At 65.3% G+C, this 19,567-nt stretch carries 22 protein-coding genes; 1 reads left to right on the forward strand and 21 read right to left on the reverse strand.

Annotation, left to right across the window (positions count from 1 at the left end; genetic code table 11):
- Position 1: 1 nt before the first annotated feature.
- The 16 genes from AAN986_RS15470 to AAN986_RS15545 form a co-directional block, all read right to left on the reverse strand.
- Positions 2-457, reverse strand: a complete 456-nt coding sequence (locus AAN986_RS15470) for an N-acetyltransferase (protein ID WP_349335353.1) — start codon at positions 455-457, stop codon at positions 2-4.
- Positions 457-876: a tail fiber assembly protein gene (locus AAN986_RS15475; protein WP_349335354.1), complete on the reverse strand. Its 420-nt coding sequence runs from the start codon at positions 874-876 to the stop codon at positions 457-459. Before AAN986_RS15475 ends, AAN986_RS15470 begins: the two co-directional genes overlap by 1 nt.
- Entirely contained in the window at positions 873-2,795 is a 1,923-nt protein-coding gene (locus AAN986_RS15480; protein WP_349335355.1) for a DUF1983 domain-containing protein, read from the reverse strand. The genes AAN986_RS15475 and AAN986_RS15480 overlap by 4 nt, the downstream gene beginning before the upstream one ends.
- A complete protein-coding gene (locus AAN986_RS15485; RefSeq protein ID WP_349335356.1) occupies positions 2,792-5,371 on the reverse strand; it encodes a hypothetical protein in 2,580 nt (859 codons plus the stop codon). Before AAN986_RS15485 ends, AAN986_RS15480 begins: the two co-directional genes overlap by 4 nt.
- A 43-nt stretch (positions 5,372-5,414) precedes the next feature.
- Positions 5,415-5,585 (reverse strand): hypothetical protein, encoded by a 171-nt coding sequence (locus tag AAN986_RS15490; RefSeq protein ID WP_349335357.1) that lies wholly within the window; start codon positions 5,583-5,585, stop codon positions 5,415-5,417.
- 266 nt (positions 5,586-5,851) lie between these two features.
- Positions 5,852-7,696, reverse strand: a complete 1,845-nt coding sequence (locus AAN986_RS15495; RefSeq protein ID WP_349335358.1) for a hypothetical protein — start codon at positions 7,694-7,696, stop codon at positions 5,852-5,854.
- Between the two features lie 2 nt (positions 7,697-7,698).
- Positions 7,699-8,745: a hypothetical protein gene (locus AAN986_RS15500; RefSeq protein ID WP_349335359.1), complete on the reverse strand. Its 1,047-nt coding sequence runs from the start codon at positions 8,743-8,745 to the stop codon at positions 7,699-7,701.
- A 3-nt stretch (positions 8,746-8,748) separates the two neighbouring features.
- Positions 8,749-9,165 (reverse strand): hypothetical protein, encoded by a 417-nt coding sequence (locus AAN986_RS15505; RefSeq protein WP_047218288.1) that lies wholly within the window; start codon positions 9,163-9,165, stop codon positions 8,749-8,751.
- Positions 9,166-9,234: 69 nt separating this feature from the next.
- Positions 9,235-9,867: a DUF6682 family protein gene (locus tag AAN986_RS15510; protein WP_043793181.1), complete on the reverse strand. Its 633-nt coding sequence runs from the start codon at positions 9,865-9,867 to the stop codon at positions 9,235-9,237.
- Positions 9,858-10,475, reverse strand: a complete 618-nt coding sequence (locus AAN986_RS15515) for a hypothetical protein (RefSeq protein WP_349335360.1) — start codon at positions 10,473-10,475, stop codon at positions 9,858-9,860. Before AAN986_RS15515 ends, AAN986_RS15510 begins: the two co-directional genes overlap by 10 nt.
- Before the next feature lie 7 nt (positions 10,476-10,482).
- Complete coding sequence (locus AAN986_RS15520) at positions 10,483-10,866, reverse strand: hypothetical protein (RefSeq protein ID WP_349335361.1); 384 nt, start codon at positions 10,864-10,866, stop codon at positions 10,483-10,485.
- Positions 10,867-10,947: 81 nt separating this feature from the next.
- On the reverse strand, positions 10,948-11,397 hold the full coding sequence (locus AAN986_RS15525; RefSeq protein WP_349335362.1) for a hypothetical protein: 450 nt from the start codon (positions 11,395-11,397) through the stop codon (positions 10,948-10,950).
- A 29-nt stretch (positions 11,398-11,426) separates the two neighbouring features.
- Entirely contained in the window at positions 11,427-12,542 is a 1,116-nt protein-coding gene (locus AAN986_RS15530; protein ID WP_180317235.1) for a N4-gp56 family major capsid protein, read from the reverse strand.
- Between the two features lie 60 nt (positions 12,543-12,602).
- On the reverse strand, positions 12,603-12,842 hold the full coding sequence (locus tag AAN986_RS15535) for a hypothetical protein (protein WP_349335363.1): 240 nt from the start codon (positions 12,840-12,842) through the stop codon (positions 12,603-12,605).
- On the reverse strand, positions 12,817-13,782 hold the full coding sequence (locus AAN986_RS15540; protein ID WP_349335364.1) for a hypothetical protein: 966 nt from the start codon (positions 13,780-13,782) through the stop codon (positions 12,817-12,819). The genes AAN986_RS15535 and AAN986_RS15540 overlap by 26 nt, the downstream gene beginning before the upstream one ends.
- A 17-nt stretch (positions 13,783-13,799) precedes the next feature.
- Positions 13,800-14,516: a hypothetical protein gene (locus AAN986_RS15545; RefSeq protein WP_349335365.1), complete on the reverse strand. Its 717-nt coding sequence runs from the start codon at positions 14,514-14,516 to the stop codon at positions 13,800-13,802.
- Between the two features lie 223 nt (positions 14,517-14,739).
- On the opposite strand from AAN986_RS15545, the gene AAN986_RS15550 reads away from it, so the two are divergent.
- A complete protein-coding gene (locus tag AAN986_RS15550) occupies positions 14,740-15,456 on the forward strand; it encodes a hypothetical protein (protein WP_349335366.1) in 717 nt (238 codons plus the stop codon).
- Positions 15,457-15,516: 60 nt separating this feature from the next.
- On the opposite strand, the gene AAN986_RS15555 is transcribed toward AAN986_RS15550, so the two are convergent.
- Genes AAN986_RS15555 through AAN986_RS15575 form a run of 5 tightly spaced genes read right to left on the reverse strand, consistent with a single transcriptional unit; the run spans position 15,517 to position 19,509 of the window.
- Positions 15,517-15,999 carry a hypothetical protein gene (locus tag AAN986_RS15555; protein ID WP_349335367.1) on the reverse strand — a complete coding sequence of 161 codons (483 nt, stop codon included), beginning with the start codon at positions 15,997-15,999 and terminating at the stop codon, positions 15,517-15,519.
- Positions 15,996-16,577: a glycoside hydrolase family protein gene (locus tag AAN986_RS15560; protein ID WP_349335368.1), complete on the reverse strand. Its 582-nt coding sequence runs from the start codon at positions 16,575-16,577 to the stop codon at positions 15,996-15,998. The genes AAN986_RS15555 and AAN986_RS15560 overlap by 4 nt, the downstream gene beginning before the upstream one ends.
- The gene (locus AAN986_RS15565) at positions 16,574-16,816 is read right to left on the reverse strand and encodes a hypothetical protein (RefSeq protein ID WP_349335369.1); all 243 of its coding nucleotides are present in this window, start codon (positions 16,814-16,816) and stop codon (positions 16,574-16,576) included. The genes AAN986_RS15560 and AAN986_RS15565 overlap by 4 nt, the downstream gene beginning before the upstream one ends.
- 1 nt (position 16,817) lies before the next feature.
- The gene (locus tag AAN986_RS15570; protein WP_349335370.1) at positions 16,818-19,154 is read right to left on the reverse strand and encodes a hypothetical protein; all 2,337 of its coding nucleotides are present in this window, start codon (positions 19,152-19,154) and stop codon (positions 16,818-16,820) included.
- Complete coding sequence (locus tag AAN986_RS15575; RefSeq protein WP_349335371.1) at positions 19,141-19,509, reverse strand: hypothetical protein; 369 nt, start codon at positions 19,507-19,509, stop codon at positions 19,141-19,143. The genes AAN986_RS15570 and AAN986_RS15575 overlap by 14 nt, the downstream gene beginning before the upstream one ends.
- Positions 19,510-19,567: the final 58 nt, after the last annotated feature.

Genomic DNA, 19,567 nt, shown 5'->3' on the forward strand with positions numbered 1-19,567 from the left:
TTCAGTCGTGTGCCAGCGCATGCCTGCACTCCTTTTTCCACATCACAAAAATAAGCACGTCGCCGCCGTCCGGCGCCGCTCCATGTAGCCGGGCCTCCTCACGAAACCCCAGGTGCTGGTTGAAGCGACGCGCCAAGGCGTTGCTCTCGTTCACGTAGCCGCTCACGCGATCCACGCCGCACACCAGAAACGGATAGGCAAAGCAGGCGCGCAGGTAGTCGCGCACGAGCCAGCGCGCGCCGGGCTCGGCCGCGACGTGCATCCAGAGGTTGCGGCCGTTGAAGCCCTCGTAGAGCACGCCGGCCACCAGCTGGCCGCCACGGCGCAGCCCAATGGCGCGCATGTCCTGGGAACGTGCCAGGCCCGGCACCAGGCCCTGCATGAAGGGCAGCACCGCGTCGAGGTCATATTCGAGGGAATGGGGCATGCCGAGCACGGTGGCAGGCTTGGCACGCATCAGGCCGGCGGAGTGGGCCAGACAATGGCCAGCGGGTCGGCCTGGTCGGTGATGTCGCGCAGGGCCTGCCGGTAGGCAAGCCAGGGCGCCGGCATGGGCTCGCCCGTCTCCTGGGCGCGCAGCGTCACCCAGTCGCATGCGGCCAGGCGTGCATCGCGTTGGCCACGTACAGCGCTCCATGCCAGGCTATCGTCCAGTTTCCACGCCTGCTCCTGGGGATCGAAGCGGTGAAAATGGGACGGCCTGGGTGGTTTTTCGACAAGTCCCCCGCGCCAGTAATAAGCGTCGGGATCGCCCAGGGGTCCAGGGATGCGACGGTATGAGGCATTCGCGCCGGGCATCTCACGCAAGGATTTGAAAGGCGCGTTACCGCAACGCAGTATGTTGCCCGCGCTATCGATCTGAATGAAATGAATCATCGACGGCCCCCTGTTCCGACCAGATTGGCACTGAACACTTGCAACGTGCTTCCCTCAAGGTTCTGGATTTGGAGCGAATAGACGGTGACGCCGGGTGGCGGTCCAGCGTCAAACCCCGAAATCAGGGCGGATTGCTGAAAGCCTGCGGCAGCCGAAGTTCCGGCGAAGCGCAAGGCATTGCCGCCGCGCGAAATCGTCAGCCCGATGGCTCCCGAGCCGCCATTCGGCATGAAATGGGCCATGCCGATCAGCACCACGCCCGAGGCACCACTGGCGGGGTTGTCGATCCAGATGTTGCAGATGGTTCTTGTCTCCCCTGGGGCCAGCGTGAAGGGGCTGGTCACAAGATCGCTGGTCATGGACGTGACCGAGCCGCCCGCGATCTGCAGCGTGCCAATAGCCGCCTGGCCGATGTAGGCCGTGCCGATGGCCGCCGTGTCCATGAACACGCCGATGTTGTTGGACGTGATGCGCTGCAGCCGGTTGATGAAGTCGCTGGTGTTCATCGTCGTGCCGTCCGGAAACGCCACGGTGTCACCGATGCGGGCCTTGTCCTTGGTGGCCAGTGGCCCGAGCCCGCTGACCTGGGCGGCCTTGAGATTGCGCAGCCATTGCGCATCCAGGCCGTTGGCGTCCAGGATGACGTTGCCGGCGTTGTCGCGCACGGTGAGGCCGCGCGTGTCCACCTTGCGCGCCGCCACCGTGCCGTCCACCAGCAGGTCGCCGTTGAGCACGGCGGCGGGGATCACCCAGGCCGCGCCCATCCAATGCCGGGTCTGGGTGAAGCCGGCGCCGTTGGTGATGGTCACGGCATCGCCCACGATCAGGTGGTTGGTGTTGGGCGCGCTGCCGCTGTTGCCCAGGGCCTGCCAGACGGCCTGGCGTGCGGTGGCATCGCTCCAGAAGCTGCCGCTGGCCGACAGCAGCACCGAGCCGCGCAGGCCGTCCACGAGCTTCTTGCCCAGGCCGTCGATGCGCATGTTGCCCTTGAGGTAGACGTTGCGCTGCAGGTAGATGCCGTCGCCATCGACGCCGAACACCACGTCCTCGGGCCGCGGCGTGCTCATCTGGCCGGCGTTGTAGCTGGGGGAGACGATGGCGAACTTGTCCGCCATGATGATGAAGGCGCTGGAGGTCTTGCCGTTGACCTCCTCGGCCGCGATGCCGTAGCCGGCAAGGGCCCCGCCGGCCTGCACCTTGAGCGTGTACTGCGCGCGCAGGCCCTCGCTGTAGCCGGCCAGCACCGTCATCTCCTGCTCCAGCATGGCGCGGCCCGGCTTGCCGTCCTGGTAGTAGTTCCCCAGGGAGGCCTGCAGCTGCAGCACGTTGGTGGCCATGGCCCGCTGGCCGTCCGCGAACGCCGCCTGTGTGGCGCGCAGGCCTGCGCTGGCGTTGCGCAGGCTGGCCGTGACCTCGCGCACGGCCATGGCCAGGCTGCGCTCGTTGCTCTGCACCACGGTCTGCAGCTCGCGCACCTCGGCGCCGCGCTTGGCGGCCTCGTCGGCGATGGAGCGCAGCAGCTCGTCGCGGATCTCCTGCGCCAGGTGGTCGAAGCGGCTGGGGTCGTCCAGGGTCTTGGCCAGGCTCTTGAACAGGCGTGATTCGATGATGGATTGGGCGAAGCGCTCCACGGCCACCGTGGCCGACAGCCCGCCGCCCAGGTCGATGACGATCTCGCCCTCCCCCGGCGTCTTGTCGGTGGCCAGCAGCTGGGTGACGCCCTGCACCGAGCCCTGCAGGTCCAGCAGCTCGCGCAGGGTCACGCCGCGCTCGAACTCGTTGCCCCGGGCGCCGGAGCGCACTTCCAGGTGCTCGGTCACGGCCTGCATCCAGTTTGAAAGGGCCTTGTCCTGGACGTTGACCCGGGCCAGGGCCGGGAGGCGGGCCGCGCCCGTGTCGATCTTCTTGCGGTTGGTCATACGCTGCGCAGCTCCTCCGTGGTCGAGCACAGCACCACGCTGGTGACGCGGGCCGCGCCCTCGATCTCCACCTGGTGCTCCAGCCAGCGCCCGGGCGGCAGGCGCTGCGGCTGCAGGTCGGTGAACTGGGCCGTGTGCTGCAGCTGGCGGTCACCCCACAGGCGCAGCGTGATCGGGTGCTGGGCGTCCTGCAGGCCGTAGACCTTGGCCCAGGCCAGCGGCAGCTGCTGGCCATGGGTGGCCAGGCCTGTGCGCCAGCGCGCCGTGCGCAGGGCATCGCCCGTGAAGCATTCCAGGATGTCCTGGCCGCGCGCCACGTACATGAGGTCGTTGAAGCGGTCCACCCAAACCGCCGTCACACCCGCGCTGCCCAGGTCGGTATGGCCCAGCTTGGCCCCGTCCTGCGCGCTGAACGCCAGGCAGCCGCCACCGGCCCCGGCGTAGAACAGGTAGTAGACGCCCTCGTGCTCGGCCGCGAACATGGTGGATGGCTGCATGCGCTGCCAGTCCTGGCGCGCGATCAGCTGCCGCGTGACCACCTGCACGCCGCCCGGGCTGGCCAGGCACAGGCCATCTGGCGAGGCATAGAGCACGCCGCCCTGCACGGGAACGATGGAGCGGCGGGCGCTGCAGGACTGGTTGCTGTCCAGCTTGATGGCCGACATCTGGGCCGAGTGCGCACCTGTCACGAAGTACGGATTGCCGGCCGTGCCCACGAACAGCGTCTGGTCGAACACAGCCATGCCCACGATGGGCCATTCGGTCGTGACCTGGTAGTCCACGGGCCAGGCGTAGGGCACGTAGGGCTCGCAGAACGCCACGGTGTTGTCGATAAAGCCGGCCATGATGCCGTTGGGCATGCCCGTGAGCCCGCGCAGGTAGGGGTTGGCGCCCACGCTGGGCTTGTTGTCGCCCTCGTACTGGCTGTCCATGCGGTACGGCGGCGCGGCCCAGGTGAACTGCGGCTGCAGGCTGTCCAGCTCCTCGCCCTTCTTGTCATCGAGGAAGCTGGCCACGGAGATCTGCAGCTCCTGCACCAGTTGCCAGGCCGCCGCTGCGGCCGAGGCGTTGCTGCGATAGATGCGCCACTTCACGACGTGGCGCGCGGCATGCTGCTCGCCCGTCATGGCCTGGGGCCGCTGGATGGTCACGGTGTCGTTCTGGTCCACCTCCAGCATGTCGGAGATGGGCGACGGCTCGGACTCCTCGCCCCAGTCGGTCACAAAGGCCACGACGTAAAAGCGCGAGTCCACCACGCGCTCCACAGTCTTGCCCGCCAGGTCGGCCACGCCGCCCAGCTGGTCCAGCCAGGTGCCGATCACGGCCGTATCGCCCGTGGCCGCGATGTACTGGCTGGCCAGCTGAGTCTGGATGCTGGACACCAGGGTGGCGCAGCGCTGCTGGATTTCCACCAGGCGCGCGTTGAAGCTGCTGGCCTGGGCCGAAGCATCCGACTTGCTGTCGGTGTAGGCATCCTGTGCCTTGAAGAAGTTTTCCAGCTTGAGCCGGTACTGCACCCAGTCGGGGTGCTCGATGGCGTTGTTGTCCGCGTCAAAGTGGTACTGGGCCACGCTGGGCTCGGTCGGCTTGGTGGGCGCCGTGCCCGCGCCGGCCCAGGACTTGGACAGGGCCAGGTCCGCGAATTCCTTGAGCAGCTTGTCCAGCTCGCTGCGCCAGTTCGTGCATTTGCTGCCGGGCGCCACCGAGGCCTCCACCAGGTCGGCCAGCTTGGCGGCCTGGTCGGCCGTGAGCACGGTTTCACCGGAGCGCTCGCCGGCCGTGTCCGGAAACTCGTGCCGCTGCAGCGCTTCCACCAGCGCGGGCCGGCGGAACGGGTAGCTGTACGGCATGGCCGCCACCGGCACGGCCCAGCCGCTGGCCGTGCTGATGGCCCCGAGCCGCGTGGTGTCCATCTCGCAGGCCTTGGCGCGGGCGGCCGAGACCACGGCATAGAGATTCCCAGCCCAGGCGCCGGCCCCTACGGCGGTAGACAGGGACAGCCCGTAGTTGGAGGTGGCGCCGGCATAGGCCTTGCCATTGGCATCCCAGCGAATGGCCTCCTGGTGGCCCTCGTGCTGGATCACCGTGGCCAGCAGGTCCGCGCGCACCAGCTCGGCGAAGTCGCCATACAGCCAGGTCTTGGCCTCCTCGGTCGTGAACTCGTCCACCACCTGCAGGGTGACCGTGGGCTTGACCGGGCGCACCACGCCCAGCAGCCGGTCGTTGCCGCGCACGTCCAGCGCACGCGGCGCCGCGCTGCCGTCGTTGGTGGTCTGGTAGGTTCGCTCGGTGGCCTCGTCGTTGATCTGGCCCTTGACCAGGGACAGCTCCTGCACCCAGGAGCGGATGGGCGCGGCCGGGTTCTGCTGCACGGCTCCGCTGGCATCTCGCGCGAAGCGGTGCAGCGTGCGGGTGCTGGCCAGGCATGCCGAGTGGCGCCGGTCGGTGGCCAGCGGCCAGAACTCGGAGCTGGGCAGGAAGAGATTGAAGTGCTCCCGGGCGAAGTTCGCGCCCAGCGCGCGGTCGGACACGCTGGGCGCCTCGCCCGGGAATGCGGACAGCTTGTAGGTGGTCATGGCCCGCTACCGTGTCAGGCTTGGCACCAGCTCGGACAGGCCGCTACAGCACCACGGCCGCCGCCGCGATGAACAGCTCATCGAGCTGCTGCTCGCTCAGGCCCAGCGCCACGGCGACACGCGCGAGGAACGGGCTGCTGCGCTCCCAGGTCACGGTGTCGTTCAAAGCGACCTCGGCCAGCAGCTGCTCGTTGGGATCATCGATGCCGGCCATGAAGGCCTGCACCTGCTGCCACAGACCCGCCTGGATCAGCGCCGCCTTTCCCTGGGCTCGGGTGATGGTCTGAGGTACAGGTACAGGCGCAACGTCCGCCGGGTCTGGAGTATTACCGCCTGCGAGCCACGCAACGTACTCCAAATAATCAGGGTTGACGTTCGGAAATCCTGGAATGCTGCTTGTCGGAATAGTCGATACAGTTCCGTCATTGTTTCGACGGAATACGACTTTATCAGTCGAAAGTTTATATTTCTTCGAACTCGTCATGCAAATACACCCCCGCTATCTAGAACACCGGCACCAGCACCGGGGACTGCCGATGGCCCAGCCCCACCCGCATTAATACACGAGTTCCCAGCACAGAAATATTTACCCCCTGCACCGCCAACGGCTCCAGTGACCGTATTGTTAACCCACAAAATAAGAGAGAGCGACAACGCAGAAAGAAAATAGTTACTGCACACCGCATTCACCAATGTAATGGTTTGACCTTGACTATAAATTCTCCCTGAAACGGTGGCATAAAAAGCATAAGAAAAACTGCCAACTATTTTCACATTGCCTAGAGTAATATTCCCGTTATTGGAAGAATACAGCAACACATAAGGGGCTGCCCCGCTTCCGCCCAGCGTGACGTTGCTGACGTCAACCAAAGCGTTATGGTCAGCTATGACAAGATAAGCGTTGGAGTTCCCCACAGCCGCAATTAACGATAAATTCCTTATCGTTACACGGCATGTCCCAACGGAAAAGGCTGAGGTACCATTGACGGCCTCGATATTCGTAACGCCGCCGCCAGCACCTTCAAATATGAAGTTTCCCCCGAATGATGAGGATGCGCCTACGTACACACCAGAAAAGTTACCGGGTCCAATTTTGATTTGTACGGTTACGTTTGATCTGTCAATTAGGTTTGCTGTATATACCGCTTGCGCCAGGGTTTTAAATGCCCCTTGTGGGCTATCTTGCGTCCCGGAGTTTGAATCACTCCCATCAGCACGTACATAATATGTGAGTCCCGCCAAAGCATATTGACGAACCCCCAAATTTCTGCGTGCAGCGTCAACTGTAGTGGCTCCGGTACCACCGCTGACAATTGGTTGAACTCCGAAGGCACTCTGCAACCGCCATGGACCAAAGCCCAAGGCGCCCATTTTGCGACGCTCCATGACCGGGCTCTCTTCGGTCAATAGCCTCGTAATCTGATAGTGATAGCCGGCCGACGTATGCGTACGTGTCTCGACGTAGCACCACATTTCCGGCGCCCATGGGCTATTCTTGAAGTTGAACCCGTCATAAATTCGGTTCTCATCAGGCAGAAGATTCAAGTCTGTGCCGGCAGGAAGCAAGACGGGCTTCGAGGTCAGCGCATCAGTGATGCCGTAGCCCGTGGTCGTGGCGGGCTTGCCGGTGAGGTTGGCGAACTGCTTGGCCGCGTCCAGCGCTGCCTGCAGCCCGGCCACGGTTTCCATGGCCTGCGTACCCGTGTGCGTGCCCCGGTCCCGCAGTTGCGCGTCGGTCGCGTTCTTGGTGGCACCCGTCGCCACACCGCCGAGCTTTGCAGCCGCCTCGTCTGTGAAATCGTTGGCGCTCAGTCCCTTGCCTGGCACCTTGTCCACCTTGCCCTGCAGATCCGCCGCCGTGGCCATGGGCTGGGCAAACGTGGGGTTCGGGTACTGGCCCGCCAGCACGCCGCCGGCCACGCCAGTTGGCGCGCGCGCATCGGTCAGGCGCGGGTCGGCGGTCTGCACCACCTCGCGCATGCCTCCGGCCGTCATGCGCATCTCCAGCAGGTCACCCGAGTTGTAGGCCCGGGGCGTCGTGCCCTCTTGGCCACGCAGCACCGTGAGCCGGCACTCGCCGATCACCGAGTTATCGACGGACGTGACGCGCAGGATCTCGTAATCGGTTTCGAGCGAACCGTTGCGCTTGTACGCTGTCAGCACGTACCAGCCGCCGGCGGGAGGATTCAGCAGCGTGCCAGCGGCGCCATCGGACACGCGCAGCACGCCGTAGTCCAGCTCGCTGGCCGGGGCACCTGTCTGCGGCGCCGCGCGCACGTCGGCGATGAACTGGGTTTGGAAGTTGTTCAGGAACAGCTGCGGCATTTCTATTTTTCCTTGATGGGCACGATCAGCTCCACCTCTTTCGTGCGGCCGTCGTTGGTCGTGGCGGCCACGCTGATCTGGTACTTCTGGCCGCTCAGGCCGCCCGCGTAGATCCAGACCTTCACGCGCTGGCCCACGAAGGCAAAGGACGGCGGCATGGGCATGGCCGGCTGCACCTTGAGCTGCACGGAAACAATCTCGTCGCCTGGCGGAAACCAGTCGGCGAACTCGATGTCGTAGTCCTGCGTGTCTGCAGGCTGCATGGGGGAAGTGCGGAACATGCTTTGCCCCTGGTCGGTGACGTAGAAGGTGGTCATTCCTGCGGGCACGAGGAAGGTGCGGGATTCGGGCGCCTGCTCATCGAAGGGCAGGCGCTTGTGCACGGCGGGATCGATGTCGATGAAGGCCACGCCCTGGGCCTGCAGCGGCGCGCGCACCAGGCGCTGCCCACGGGCCGTGATGGCAGCCTTGGCCTGGACCAGCGCGGCCAGACGCGCCTCGACCCGCCCCTGCGTGACGACAAAGGCCTGGCCCTTGCCGTCCACAGGCGAACGCAGCCAGCGGCGCACGTAGATGCGGCCATCGGCAGAGCCACGCGCCGTGGGCGTGGATTGCACAGGTCCACGGCGCAGCAAACGCGCCTGGGGCTTGAAGCTGGCACGCGCGGTCGCGTCCACGCCAACGCGGGCCTGCACATGGGCCGTGACCGTGGCGCTGGCCCGTGCCTGGACTGCCACACGCCCGCGCACGGGAGGCAGTGTGACCTTGACGATGGCGCGGCCCGTGGCTGCCAGCAGGCTGCGCACATGGACCCGGCCCAGCACGCCCTCGACAGCTGCGCGCGCCACGGAATCGGCCGAGAGCTTGGCGTGCACGCGGCCCAGCGGGCCGGTCAGCGCAGCAGCTGGTGCCGAGTGGACCACGGCATAGGCGAGCACTCTCCCGCCGACACGCACACGGGCATAGCCCTTGGCGTCCACGCGGATGCGCACCACGGGATCGGAGGCCCGCCCGTTCAGCGCAAAGCCATTGAGTGCTCCCCTGTTCATGGCTTACAGCAGCTGCAGCGTGAAGTCGCCCGTCAGTGCCTGGCTGTCCACCAGGAACACGTCATTGATCTGCAGCGTGCGCGGCGTGGGCAGCGGCTCGGAATACATGAGAGTGGCCGTTCCATCGGTGGCCGAGTCACCTTCCATGATTCCGATGTGCGTGACCGTGACCTGGGCGCCCGTGACGGGCGGAAACTCCGCACGCACAGCGTTGTAGGTGGCGCCGTTGTTGGGCGCGGCAAAGGCGCCGGTGGGCACGCGCTGGTACCACGGTGCAGCCACCTCGGTGCCGGCGGTGAAGGCGTCGGTGGGGTCCGCCGTAAACAGGGCGAAGAAGGTGTTGCGGATGGCCGGGAAGGCCTGCTTGCGCAGCGTGGCGCTGATGATCGCGTTGGCGAGGGATGTGCTGAAACCAGCCATGACGGCTCCTATGGCTTCGAGCACTCCAGCGCCCCGATTGAAGATGTCTGCCAGGATGGCAGGCTTGGTTCACTTCTGGGCCACGGCCGTGGTGGCCGCAGCCTGGGCCTGAATGCCCAGCGCCTCGTTGTAGAGGGCACGGTGCGCCGCCGCGATGGTGGCGTTGCCGCCGAACTCGGCGTCGATGGACCAGGCCCGGAACAGCACGAAGTGCCGCAGCGCGTCCATCCAGCGCTCGGGCACGCTGGGCGTACCGTTCTCGTCGGCCAGGTCCACGGCCGCGACACCCACCATGGCGCGCACCTTGGTGCCGGCGGCCACGGGCGGATAGACCAGGAATTCCTGCGGCGTGCCCAGGTCGTGCATGTAGTGCTGCACCTCGCGGCCCGGGGAGCCCGAGCGCCAGGCGCCGGCCACGGCGTCCAGCACCCACAGGTCGGTCTTGGTGATACGCCGCTGCGTGGCGTTGGCGTTGTTCGTGATGTCGATCAACGTGAGCACGTCGGCCGGCAGCTCCTGCCGCCAGCCGGCGGCCAGCACCAGGTCGCGCGGCTGGGCCATCTGGTCGGGCCGCTGCTCGGCAAAGGCGCGCTGCGCGGCGTTGAACCAGTCCAGCAGGTCCTGGCGCGTCCAGCGGATGTGCCCCTTGTCCTGCAGATCGCGCGCTGCATCGTCCAGCAACTGGGCCACCGTCAGAGCCATGACGCCCTCCCCCGCGAGCCGCGGCTGGTGTTGGAGCGCCACACGTCGGCCGTGGCGTCATCCATGGCGCGCTGGAAGAACGCCAGGGCCACGCCGGCCTGGTCGGGCTTGTAGTAGTCCGTGCCCTCGGTGGCCAGCAGCTCGGCCTTGGCGCCCTCTCGGATGGCCTCGTGGTAGAGCGAGGCCACCTCGTCGGGCACGCTGTTGCCGCGCAGGGACGGCATCAGCGAGGCGTAGACCTGCAGCCGGCCGGTACTGCCCGTGCGCACAGTGAATTCGCGCAGGTTCGTCGTGACCAGGTAGAGCTTGCCGCGCAGCTCCTGCTGCCAGGGATCGGCCGGCAAGTCGCGCGCCTTGGCCACCTCCAGCGGGCGCCCGGCCAGCGTGGCGCGCTCCAGGCGCAGCAGCTCGGCGCCCTGGGGCAGCTCGAAGGTGTATTCGGCGAAGGCCTCGCCGGTCACGTCGGTAGGCTCCAGCCATTCCTGCCAGGCGCGCGTGGCCTTGAGGAAGGTACGCGCGGCGCGGTTCAGCGCCATATGGATGAGCGGCACCGGCGCCTTGGGGGCGGCCAGGACCAGCTCCGGCATCCAGTTCTCCCAGGAGGCCATGGTGCGATCAGCCGGTCACGTTGGAAGCGCGCGAGGCCTTGCGCACGCGGCCGGTGGGGGCCGAGTCGGATTCCTGGGGCATGCCGGTGCCGCCATCCAGGTCGTCCTCATCGTCCGGGCCCACGCCGGGCGAGAAGGTGCCGCGCGAGGACGGGGCCTTGCCGTCCTGGGCTGCGCGGCGGGCTTCGCGCTCGGCAGACAGGCGCAGGAATTTCTGCTCGGCCTCGAAGTCCTCTTCGGTCTGGAAGTTGCCGGCGCGCAGGTGCTCGGCATGGGCCTCGTTCTCGACCTCGCAGGCCAGCGGCTTGCCCTCGAAAACATAGGTGGCGCCCTTGAGGCGCACGATCAGGGTTCCGTCCTTGCGTGCGGGCAGCGAAGTGAACAGCTTCATGGTGTTGGTTCTCCGGAGTTCAAAAAGCCCCGGCAGCCGATGCCACCGGGGGAAAGCCCCTTGCGGGGCGCGCACACGCTGTCAGGCGTTCGTGTAGATCACGTCCAGGGCGAAAAGGCCTGCGGCCGTGCCAGCGCCTGTGACCTTGAGGACGATGCGGCGGTCTTCGTCCTTGGGCACCAGCTTGGCAAAGGCTGCGGGCACCAAGTGCACATAGCCGCCGGCCGCGCCCGCGTCGTTGTCCGTCACCCAGGCCCCGCCGCCGTCGTCGGCTGCCGCGCTGATGTCGCCGGCCGCATCCGCCAGGCCGATAGAGGCCTTGAAGCCCGCGCCCAGGGCGGCAGGCACGCGGATGAACAGGGACACGGGCAGCGTGCCGGCGGGCAGGATGCCGATGACGCCACGGGCGCCGACAGCGTGGTCGGCCACGGCCAGGGGCTGGCCGAAGCGCGAGCGCACCAGCTCGGAACCGCCGGGGGTGATGGGGGCCTGATGGCCTGCGGCCACGGCACTGAGTTGCTTGAAAGCCATGTCTGATTCCTTCTATTCGGTGGGGTGGATCAGCGCGATGCGGCGGCGGTATCGACGCTGTACACACCGTGGTCCTGCTTTTCGCCTTCGACCTCGAAGACGGTCTTCTTCACACCGAAGATGGACGACGTGGTGATGATGACCTGGTTGCCACGGTCGGCCGTTTCCTCGTGCCAGCCATAGCGCATGCCGGTGCCGGGCGAGCCGAAAGCGATCACGCCAGCCTGCGCACCCATGAACAGCGCGCGCGCCGTCTCCAGGTCGCCCGTGGCACCGTGGGTGTTGTGGCGAATCACGTTTCGGTGGCTGTGCAGCACCACATTGCGGTGCATGCCCAGGGCGCTCTTGAACAGCGGCGACTTGAAGCCCACGGCAGCCGCTGCGGCCTTCTGGATATCCAGCCAGCTGCCCGTGCTCGTTTCCTTACGCAGGTCGTCTTCTTGGAACTTGTGCATCACCATGACGAACACCTCTTCGCCATCGACCACGCAGGGCTGCAGGACGGGGATGTTCGTCGCACCACCGCCCTGCGTTTCCGCACGGACGATGGCGCGGTCGATCACGCCCAGAGACATCTTGTCGGTCGCGTCCAGATTGGTCACTGCCGTGGCATCGCCACCGAACAGGTGCTGGTTGGCCGTGGGCGCCGTCAGCGGGTTCTTGGCACGCCCCTGGTAGCCCAGCGGCAGGATGAAGTTGGCATTGATGCCGCGCGAGCCCGACAGGTAGGTGAACGTCAGTTCGTCCTGGAAGCGGCCCCACCAGCTGGACTGCTGCTGCTTGGCACGCACGCGCAGGTCGTGCAGCGTGCGCTTGCGCGACATGCGGCCACCCGTGTTGACGCCGCCGCGCGCCTGGTCGATGTACAGCTCATCGGTGTAGAGGCGCTGCCCTTCTTCCTTGCCTTCCAGCACATCGTCGCCCTCGACGGGCGCCATGCGCAGCTCGGCCAGGAGGTCATAGCTGATCAGGTCGCCGGCTTCGGATTCCAAATCCGTCAGCAGTTGGAGGGGGGTCTTGGCGCCCTGGCCAACGGCCGCGAAGCGCTTGCCGAAGTACGAGGCCTGCGACACATCGAGTGCCAGATTGCCGGAAAAGCGCTTGACGGCGCGGGGGCTGTTCACGCCCACCACTGTTTTGCCCATAGGAGTGCTCCTGTGTGGTAGCGAGCACTCCAGCGCCCCGGTTGAAAAATGTTCCAGCCCTCAAGATGGCAGGCTTGGTACGGGCCGCGAGGCGGCCGGCGTCTTTTTGACGGTGGTCTCAGGGGCTGCCAGGACGACCATGCGCGCGGCCTGCCCCTTCTTGAATTCCAGCTGGATGCGGGCGCCGCCCACCTCCAGCACATCGCCCATGCGCAGCTCCACGAAGATGCGGCGCGCGTCGGGGGTAGAGGAAGTGGACGGCATGGCGGCTGTGTCAGCCCAGGCGGTTGTAGCGATCACGCTTTTCCTCGGACATGCCAGCCAGCGCGCGCTCGTAATCCAAGCCCGTGAGCTTGTCCAGTTCGGCGAACTCATCGCTCACGGGATCGGCATCGCCCGCGCCGCCGGGCACGTCGGCCAGGTTGGTGACCACGGCCGAGGCGTCAGGTTTGCGCTGCACGTCCGCCGGCTTCTTTGTCGTGGCAATGCCATGCAGGGCCACCACGCGGCGGTGCCCTTCTTCCAGGAACCAGCGCATGGGCTTGTGCTCGTTGCCCGGCGCCGCGCCCAGCGCGCGCACCATGGCGTCCAGGTCCGCCTGCTTGGCCGCGTCCTTGCGGTAGTCCACGATGCCCAGTTCTGCGCTCTGGGCCGCTTCCTCGAAGAAGGTGTTGATGGTGTTGTTCCAGGCCTGATGCGTGGACTGCTGTTGCATCTCGGCCGACACCGTGGCCCGCGTCTTCATGTCGCGCAGCTGGTCGCGCTCGTCCTGCAGGCGGTCCAGCTCCGCGTCCAGCTCGGCCTGCTCCAGCTCGCCCTCGTTGAACTTGGCGCGGGCGGCGGCCACGGCGTCCTTGTTGGCCTTCACCTGGGCGTCGTAGTCGGCGGGCAACTCGGCACGGTAGCCGCCGGCTTGCTGCGCAGTCTGCGGATTCGGTGCCGGTGCTTCGGTCGGCTGCGTGGCATCGGTGGGTTCTGCGGGTGCTGCAGCAGGCGCTGCAGCGGGCGCAGCGGTGGTTTCAGTGGGCTCGGTGGGCGTGCTGGGATCGGGCTTGCCCTTGCCCGCGCCGGCGTCGTCACCCTCCTCTTCCTCTTCCGCATCAAGGGGGCCGCGCCCCAGGGCCGCCAGCGCGGCAGCGTTATCTGCCTCGGGGTCGTAGTCGTTGTCGTCGGCTTCCATGGCCTCGCGCTCGGCGTCGGATAGGAGGCGCAGGTGGTCGTCGTCGTTGGGATTGCTCATTGGGTGGAACTCCGAGATTACTGGTTGGGTTGGCCACGCAGGGGCTGCATGGACGGCATGACAGATGCCGTGATGCCGCACTGCGCGGCAATGCAGGCACCACCGGGGATGGATTCACCGGCACCAGCTGCTGCGTGCAGCGCCTCCGTGGCTTCTTCCTTGGCCTCATGAGCACTGCGAAGCTCGGACTGCAACTTGGCCATCACATGGTTGGCTTCGCTGGTCTTGGCTTGCAGGTCACGCACCAAGTCACATGCCTGTTGGTACTTTTCTGCGGCGGCACCCAAGGAAGACTGGGCCTGCGCATGAGCGGGAGTTCGACCGAGGCCCAGACTGCCCGCTACGTCGAATGCAGGGTTGAGCCGCAGCCGCAGAACCCCGCCCTTCATATAGGCCCCGGCCAGGCCGACACCCGCGCCGTCCACCGTGAACGTGTTTCGGCCACTGCCTGGGCAGTCGCACGGGCCAGCTGGCAACGCGGGTTCGTTGTGCACAGCACAGCTGGAGTCATGGGCACAGCTGCCGGATGCACAGGCGCAGCCAGCTGTCGGCGAAGTGGGTGTGCTGCAGGGAGAGGGGGCGCTATCGCCCACCGAGGGGGACAGCACGTCGAGAGCACGCTGGATGCCCTTGGCGATTTCTTCCGCACGCTTGGGAGAGTCTGCGATGGCGGTACCGGCGGCCGAAATCATGGCCAGGGCCAGCTGGCTACGGAGGGAAAGAGACTGATGCATGCGCGTGACCTGTGGTGGTTTCGATCACGGCAGGGTGGCAGGCTTGGTACGGACTCTGAGCCAAACCTACAGTAATGGATACATCATCTACGTCCAATAACCCCAATTCAGAAGGCACAGTAAAAAGATCCGCAAATTATTCCACCGGTATACAATCAACACAATAGAATACAAATTTTACCGAACGAAAAATCAATACCTGATTTATTTTTCAATAACTCATATGACCAACGAAACAAAAGAATCAAAATATCATTTGACAATCGCAGAGAAATTTGCAACGTCTTTCATTGTAATCCATATTTTTTCAATGATAGTATATCCTTTATTTAAGTCTAAATTCAATTTTACATGGATACATCAAACTTGGATGGACTGGCAAACATACAATGCCGCATTTATTGCATTAATCGCCAGCTTCATTGCCTACAAAGCAACAGTATATAATTACACAAAAGAAAGAGAAAATAATTTCTTTGCAACAAAGGCTCTGCTTCCTCATGCTCTTGATAATCTTTGCAGTTATACCAAAGACTGTGCAAAGATAAATCTCTCCTTAATTAGCAGGGCCCGAGGAGGAAGCAGTAGCAGGTCATACTTTCAGCAATACCCGAACATAATTCCAATCCCAGACAAAGACGCCATGGCAGTTTTTACTGACTGCATCAGATACTCTGATCGTAACCTTGGGAAATATTTGGCCAAGATTCTAGAAGAAATTCAAGTAATAAATGCGAGACTAGAAAGTTTGAGAGACAATGATATCAGTCATAACAACATACCAGAAGTTTCAGAAACACAATTAATGTACATTGCCGGAACAAGATTCAAACTAGAATCACTATTTCCGTTTGCAAGAAATGAGGTGAATTATTTTGAAGAACAAGAAACCAACGAAAATGGATTAAGAACTATTATTTCAACAAGACTATCAAGATAATTTTCATTATTTAGTCCAACCGTGAAATACATTTATCGATTACGGCTTTTACTTTAAACTTCAGAAAACATGAAGGAGAAAAGGCCAAGATTTAGTTAGGGTCTCAACATCAGTTGCGTGCCCTTCAGCTTTTGCTGCCATGTCCCCATACGCTGCGCGGCAGTCTTCAAATACGACTCCGAGGGCAGTGGCGTACTCAATGACGGCGGCGGGGGGAGCGCTGGCAAGTCGGCGGGCGGCATCTGCGGATTGCTCGCGCAGGCTGTCAGTGACAGCGCGCAGCTGGTCAAGATCACGGCGCAGCAGCGCCTCACGGGTCCGGGCAGCATTCAGCGCCTCCTGGTAGTTGGTGTTGATGGACTGCTCTGCCCGGCGCACGCGGGCGTCTGCCGCGCGCTGGGCTGTGCTGACAGCCAGCTTTTCACTGGTGGCGTTGGCGCGGGCCTCGGCCAGGTCGGCGCCCAGGCGCGCGCCCTGGTAGCTCCAGGCCAGGAACGCGGCTAGGCCGGCGGCGGCCAGATGGGTGATGGCGCGCACGCTCATTGCTGCACGTCCATGCATGCGGCGTGCCGAGCCTGCTGGCGAGTCCAGACGCCTCGGCAAACCTTGTTGCCGGGCGCCGAGCAATCGAAGCGCCACCGGGTGGGCTGCCCGCCCGCGCCCCACTGGTAGGCGCTGTAGCCCTGCAGGGGCTGGGCGCTCGTCATGTAGCGATAGGCCAGGTAGGACTGGCAGGCGCCGGCATAGTCGCCGGCCCGCGTCCTGGCCAGCATCGAGGAGCCGCGCCAGGCGCCGCACCCATACTGGCCCGCGAAGTCTACGGCCTGGGCGAACTCGACAGGATGCACCAGCGTGTCGCCCAGCGAATCGCGCACGCAGGCCCCGTACTGCTGCTCCAGCAGGTTCGCGGCCAGGTCGCGGGCGCGCTCCCTGGTGATGGGCGGATCTGCCATGGTCACGCGCGTGCCGTCCTCGTAGCGCGTGGCGCCGTGGCCAATGGTGGGCACGTCGCCGCGCACCGGGATGATGGGCGCGGCGCTGAATCCTTCGGCCGCGATCCAGGACGCCAGGATGGCGGCGCCGATGCCCAGGCCTGCGGAAGGCACTCGGCCCCCGCTCACGGCCGCACCTCGCATGCTGCGGCCAGCTCCTGCGCCTGGCGCGCGCGGCGGTCCTCACGCTCATTGCTCCAGCGCCACAGCAGGTAGATGACCTGCAGCACCACGTAGAGGATGGTCAGGGCCGTGGCCGTGTGGGTCATGGTCCAGCCGTTGGCGACGTTGGTGGCCACCACGGTGACCGGCGGCGCGGCCTTGGCACCCTCCACGGCCGCCGTGCGCACGATGGTTTCTCGATCCATATCAGTCCTTGTTGTCGAATTGGTTCAGCCGGCCCGACATGGCGTCGAGCGTTTGGCGGCTCTGGGCTTGGATCTGGGCCACGCGCTCGCGCGAGTCGGCCTCGATGTGGGCCACCTGCAGGCGCACGTCCTGGTCGCCCTTGATCTGCAGCGTCTTGTTGGCCAGGTCGGCCTGGGTCTTGGCCAGCTTGCGGCGCAGCTCGTCCAGCTCCATGTCGGCATCGCGGCGCACGGTGGCGGCCACGCCTTCCATCTGCTGGGCCAGCGCCGGGTTGCCGCCGGCGGCGCGCAGCTGCTCGGCCTCTGCTTCCAGCTTCTCGGCGCGGGCGTTGATCTCCCGGACCTTGGCCTGCTGCTCGGCCAGCGCCTGGCGCGCGCTCTCCTGCTGCATCTGCAGGGCCTCGGCCTGGGCCTGCATCTGCTGCTGGACCTGCTGCTGCTCCTCGGGCGTGAGGGGCTTGTTGGGGTCGCGCTCGCCGGCGAGCTTGCGCAGCTCGTCGGCCACCAGGTCGTTGTTCGGCAGGTCCGAATACTCCATGGCCAGCGTCATGATGCGGATGGCCACCTCGGGCGGCAGCCGGCCCGCCAGCTGGTTCAGGCTTTCGAACATGACCTGGCGCAGCGTGCCCGAATAGTCCTGCTCGGACACCACGAAGTCGGCCATGCTGGACGTGATGTCGTTCAGGTAGCGCACGCTCCCGTCTGGCTGGACCTCGGGCTGGTTGACCTTCACCCAGTCCAGCCGGCCCTTGTGGCCGGACAGGCGGATCACCTTCTCCTCGGTGTACCACTGCTCCACCAGGCTCAGCAGCTTCTCGCCCTGGATCTGCACAGCGAAGCGCAGGTTGTCGAAGGGCTGCGTGGTCACGACCGAGCCCTGCAGCTGGCGGGCCTCGATCGCGCGGCCACTGACGGCATTGGTGCGCCGGCCCAGGTTCTCGTCGCTGATGCCCGCGGACTTCTGGATGGCCTGGCCGTCCAGCGTCATCATCTGCACCTGGCCGGCCGCCATCTCGCTGTCACGGTGGACCTCGAACTTCTTGCCGGCCTTGTAGATCACCACGCCGTCCGGCTGGTTGACCTCCTCGCGCGCTTCGTTGATGTCATCGAAGGCGCCCTTCTCCGCAAAGATCTGGTTCGTGGACAGCAGGAACAGCGCCTTGCTGGCCCGTTTGTTCAGGTCCATCTGCAGATCGCGCACGCGGCGCACCACCCCGTAGGGCATGCGATCCCGGCCGCGCCGGTAGCACCAGATGGGCGTCAGGCTGAAACTGTTGTGGCGCATGGGCGTTGGGCCCAGGGCCAGCAGATGGCCCTCGGTGAAGACCGCGACGTGCATGCGCATGGCGACACGCTCCACGATGGAGCCGCCATGAGCGCCAACCACGGCGCGCAGCGCATGGTCCCAGGGCTCCACGAACGAGCCCTTGAAGGGGCCGCTGGTCACCACCTGGACGGACGCCGGCATGCGGAACTGGCACTCAATCAGGCGCACGCGGCGCCGCGCCTCGCTGTCGATGTTGCCGCGCCCGCCGGCCCGGTAACTGCCGCTGGTGCCGCTGACATGGCGCTCGCTGGTGTGGCCCTGGAAGAAGAACTCATCCTCGGCCCACTGCTGGGCGCTGAACTCCTCCTCGCGCAGCACGGCACGCTCCAGCACGTCGCGGCGCTGCGGATACATGGTGATGGCCACGTCTTCATCCGTCCAGCGCGTGCGGAAGAGGTAGCGCGCATCACTCAGGTCCGGCTCCATGGCCATCGAGTCCGGGAGCACATTGCGCCAGTCCTCGTACTTGTCATAGATGATGTCCTTGGTGGGGTCGTTGCGCACCCCGGAGTCCACCCAGCCCACGCCCACCTTCACCGCGTCCTCGAAGGCGCGCGAGCGGTTGAAGGTGGTGCGGTTCACGTCGCTGACGTACTTGAGCACCTTGGTCTTCACGTCTGCCAGCTGCACGTCGTCCTCGGCACGCGGCAGCACGCTCCAGTCCACGCGCGCGCGGCGCTCCGTGCCAATGAGCCAGTCGCACATCACGGCCACCTCGTTGAACACCAGGGGCACCTGGCCACGCTCCTCCAGCGTGGCCGCATCGGCCGGGTCCCACTGGTCGCCGTCGTAGTAGTCGGCGTCGATGGACATCTGCAGGCGGTTCTCGGCCTGGATCTCGCGCTCGCGGTAGTACCAGCTCAGGAGCTTGCGCAGGGTCTTGCGGGCCTCGGGCTGGTCCAGCGGGTGCGGCGGCGCCTCCTCGTCAGCGTCGAACTCCAGCGGCACGTCGTTCAGGATGCGCTCGCCCACGCCCGCGCGACGGTTGAAACGGGCCTCAAGCTGGGACATATTCGGCCCCCAGGTCCGGGATGGTCAGGGCTTCGGCCGCGATTTCCTTGCCATCGGACTTGACCACCAGGGTGCCGAACTCCTGGCCCGGGCGCTGCCATGTGGGCTCGCTGGGCATGGTCACCAGGTCGGGCAGGCCCTCGTTGACGATGGTGGCCACGCGCACCCAGTTCGGCCGGTTGGGCTCGATGCCCAGCACCTCGCAGGCCTTGATGCAGGCGCGGGCCAGGTAGGCGGGGTCATCGTAGAGATAGGCCGCGCTCTCCATCACCACGTACCAGGGTGATTTCGGGCGGTAGGCCGGGATCAGGACCAGCGCGCGCTCGGCGTTGATCCAGGTGTAGACGGCCAGCAAGTCCCCATGCTGGCGGTGAAGGTGCGCTTTGCGCAGGTCGATACATGCAGGCATGCCC

Source organism: Delftia sp. DS1230, from assembly GCF_040112715.1.
GTDB classification, from domain to species: Bacteria; Pseudomonadota; Gammaproteobacteria; order Burkholderiales; family Burkholderiaceae_C; genus Comamonas; species Comamonas tsuruhatensis.

Coding starts and splice junctions, on each gene's coding strand:
- AAN986_RS15485 (WP_349335356.1), bottom strand. CDS start 5,371: ATGACCACCTACAAGCTGTCCGCATTCCCGGGCGAGGCGCCCAGCGTG.
- AAN986_RS15480 (WP_349335355.1), bottom strand. CDS start 2,795: ATGACCAACCGCAAGAAGATCGACACGGGCGCGGCCCGCCTCCCGGCC.
- AAN986_RS15555 (WP_349335367.1), bottom strand. CDS start 15,999: ATGAGCGTGCGCGCCATCACCCATCTGGCCGCCGCCGGCCTAGCCGCG.
- AAN986_RS15525 (WP_349335362.1), bottom strand. CDS start 11,397: ATGGCTTTCAAGCAACTCAGTGCCGTGGCCGCAGGCCATCAGGCCCCC.
- AAN986_RS15550 (WP_349335366.1), top strand. CDS start 14,740: ATGACCAACGAAACAAAAGAATCAAAATATCATTTGACAATCGCAGAG.
- AAN986_RS15495 (WP_349335358.1), bottom strand. CDS start 7,696: ATGCCGCAGCTGTTCCTGAACAACTTCCAAACCCAGTTCATCGCCGAC.
- AAN986_RS15490 (WP_349335357.1), bottom strand. CDS start 5,585: ATGGCCGGCATCGATGATCCCAACGAGCAGCTGCTGGCCGAGGTCGCT.
- AAN986_RS15515 (WP_349335360.1), bottom strand. CDS start 10,475: ATGGCCTCCTGGGAGAACTGGATGCCGGAGCTGGTCCTGGCCGCCCCC.
- AAN986_RS15510 (WP_043793181.1), bottom strand. CDS start 9,867: ATGGCTCTGACGGTGGCCCAGTTGCTGGACGATGCAGCGCGCGATCTG.
- AAN986_RS15545 (WP_349335365.1), bottom strand. CDS start 14,516: ATGCATCAGTCTCTTTCCCTCCGTAGCCAGCTGGCCCTGGCCATGATT.
- AAN986_RS15530 (WP_180317235.1), bottom strand. CDS start 12,542: ATGGGCAAAACAGTGGTGGGCGTGAACAGCCCCCGCGCCGTCAAGCGC.
- AAN986_RS15520 (WP_349335361.1), bottom strand. CDS start 10,866: ATGAAGCTGTTCACTTCGCTGCCCGCACGCAAGGACGGAACCCTGATC.
- AAN986_RS15505 (WP_047218288.1), bottom strand. CDS start 9,165: ATGGCTGGTTTCAGCACATCCCTCGCCAACGCGATCATCAGCGCCACG.
- AAN986_RS15475 (WP_349335354.1), bottom strand. CDS start 876: ATGATTCATTTCATTCAGATCGATAGCGCGGGCAACATACTGCGTTGC.
- AAN986_RS15470 (WP_349335353.1), bottom strand. CDS start 457: ATGCGTGCCAAGCCTGCCACCGTGCTCGGCATGCCCCATTCCCTCGAA.
- AAN986_RS15570 (WP_349335370.1), bottom strand. CDS start 19,154: ATGTCCCAGCTTGAGGCCCGTTTCAACCGTCGCGCGGGCGTGGGCGAG.
- AAN986_RS15565 (WP_349335369.1), bottom strand. CDS start 16,816: ATGGATCGAGAAACCATCGTGCGCACGGCGGCCGTGGAGGGTGCCAAG.
- AAN986_RS15500 (WP_349335359.1), bottom strand. CDS start 8,745: ATGAACAGGGGAGCACTCAATGGCTTTGCGCTGAACGGGCGGGCCTCC.
- AAN986_RS15540 (WP_349335364.1), bottom strand. CDS start 13,782: ATGAGCAATCCCAACGACGACGACCACCTGCGCCTCCTATCCGACGCC.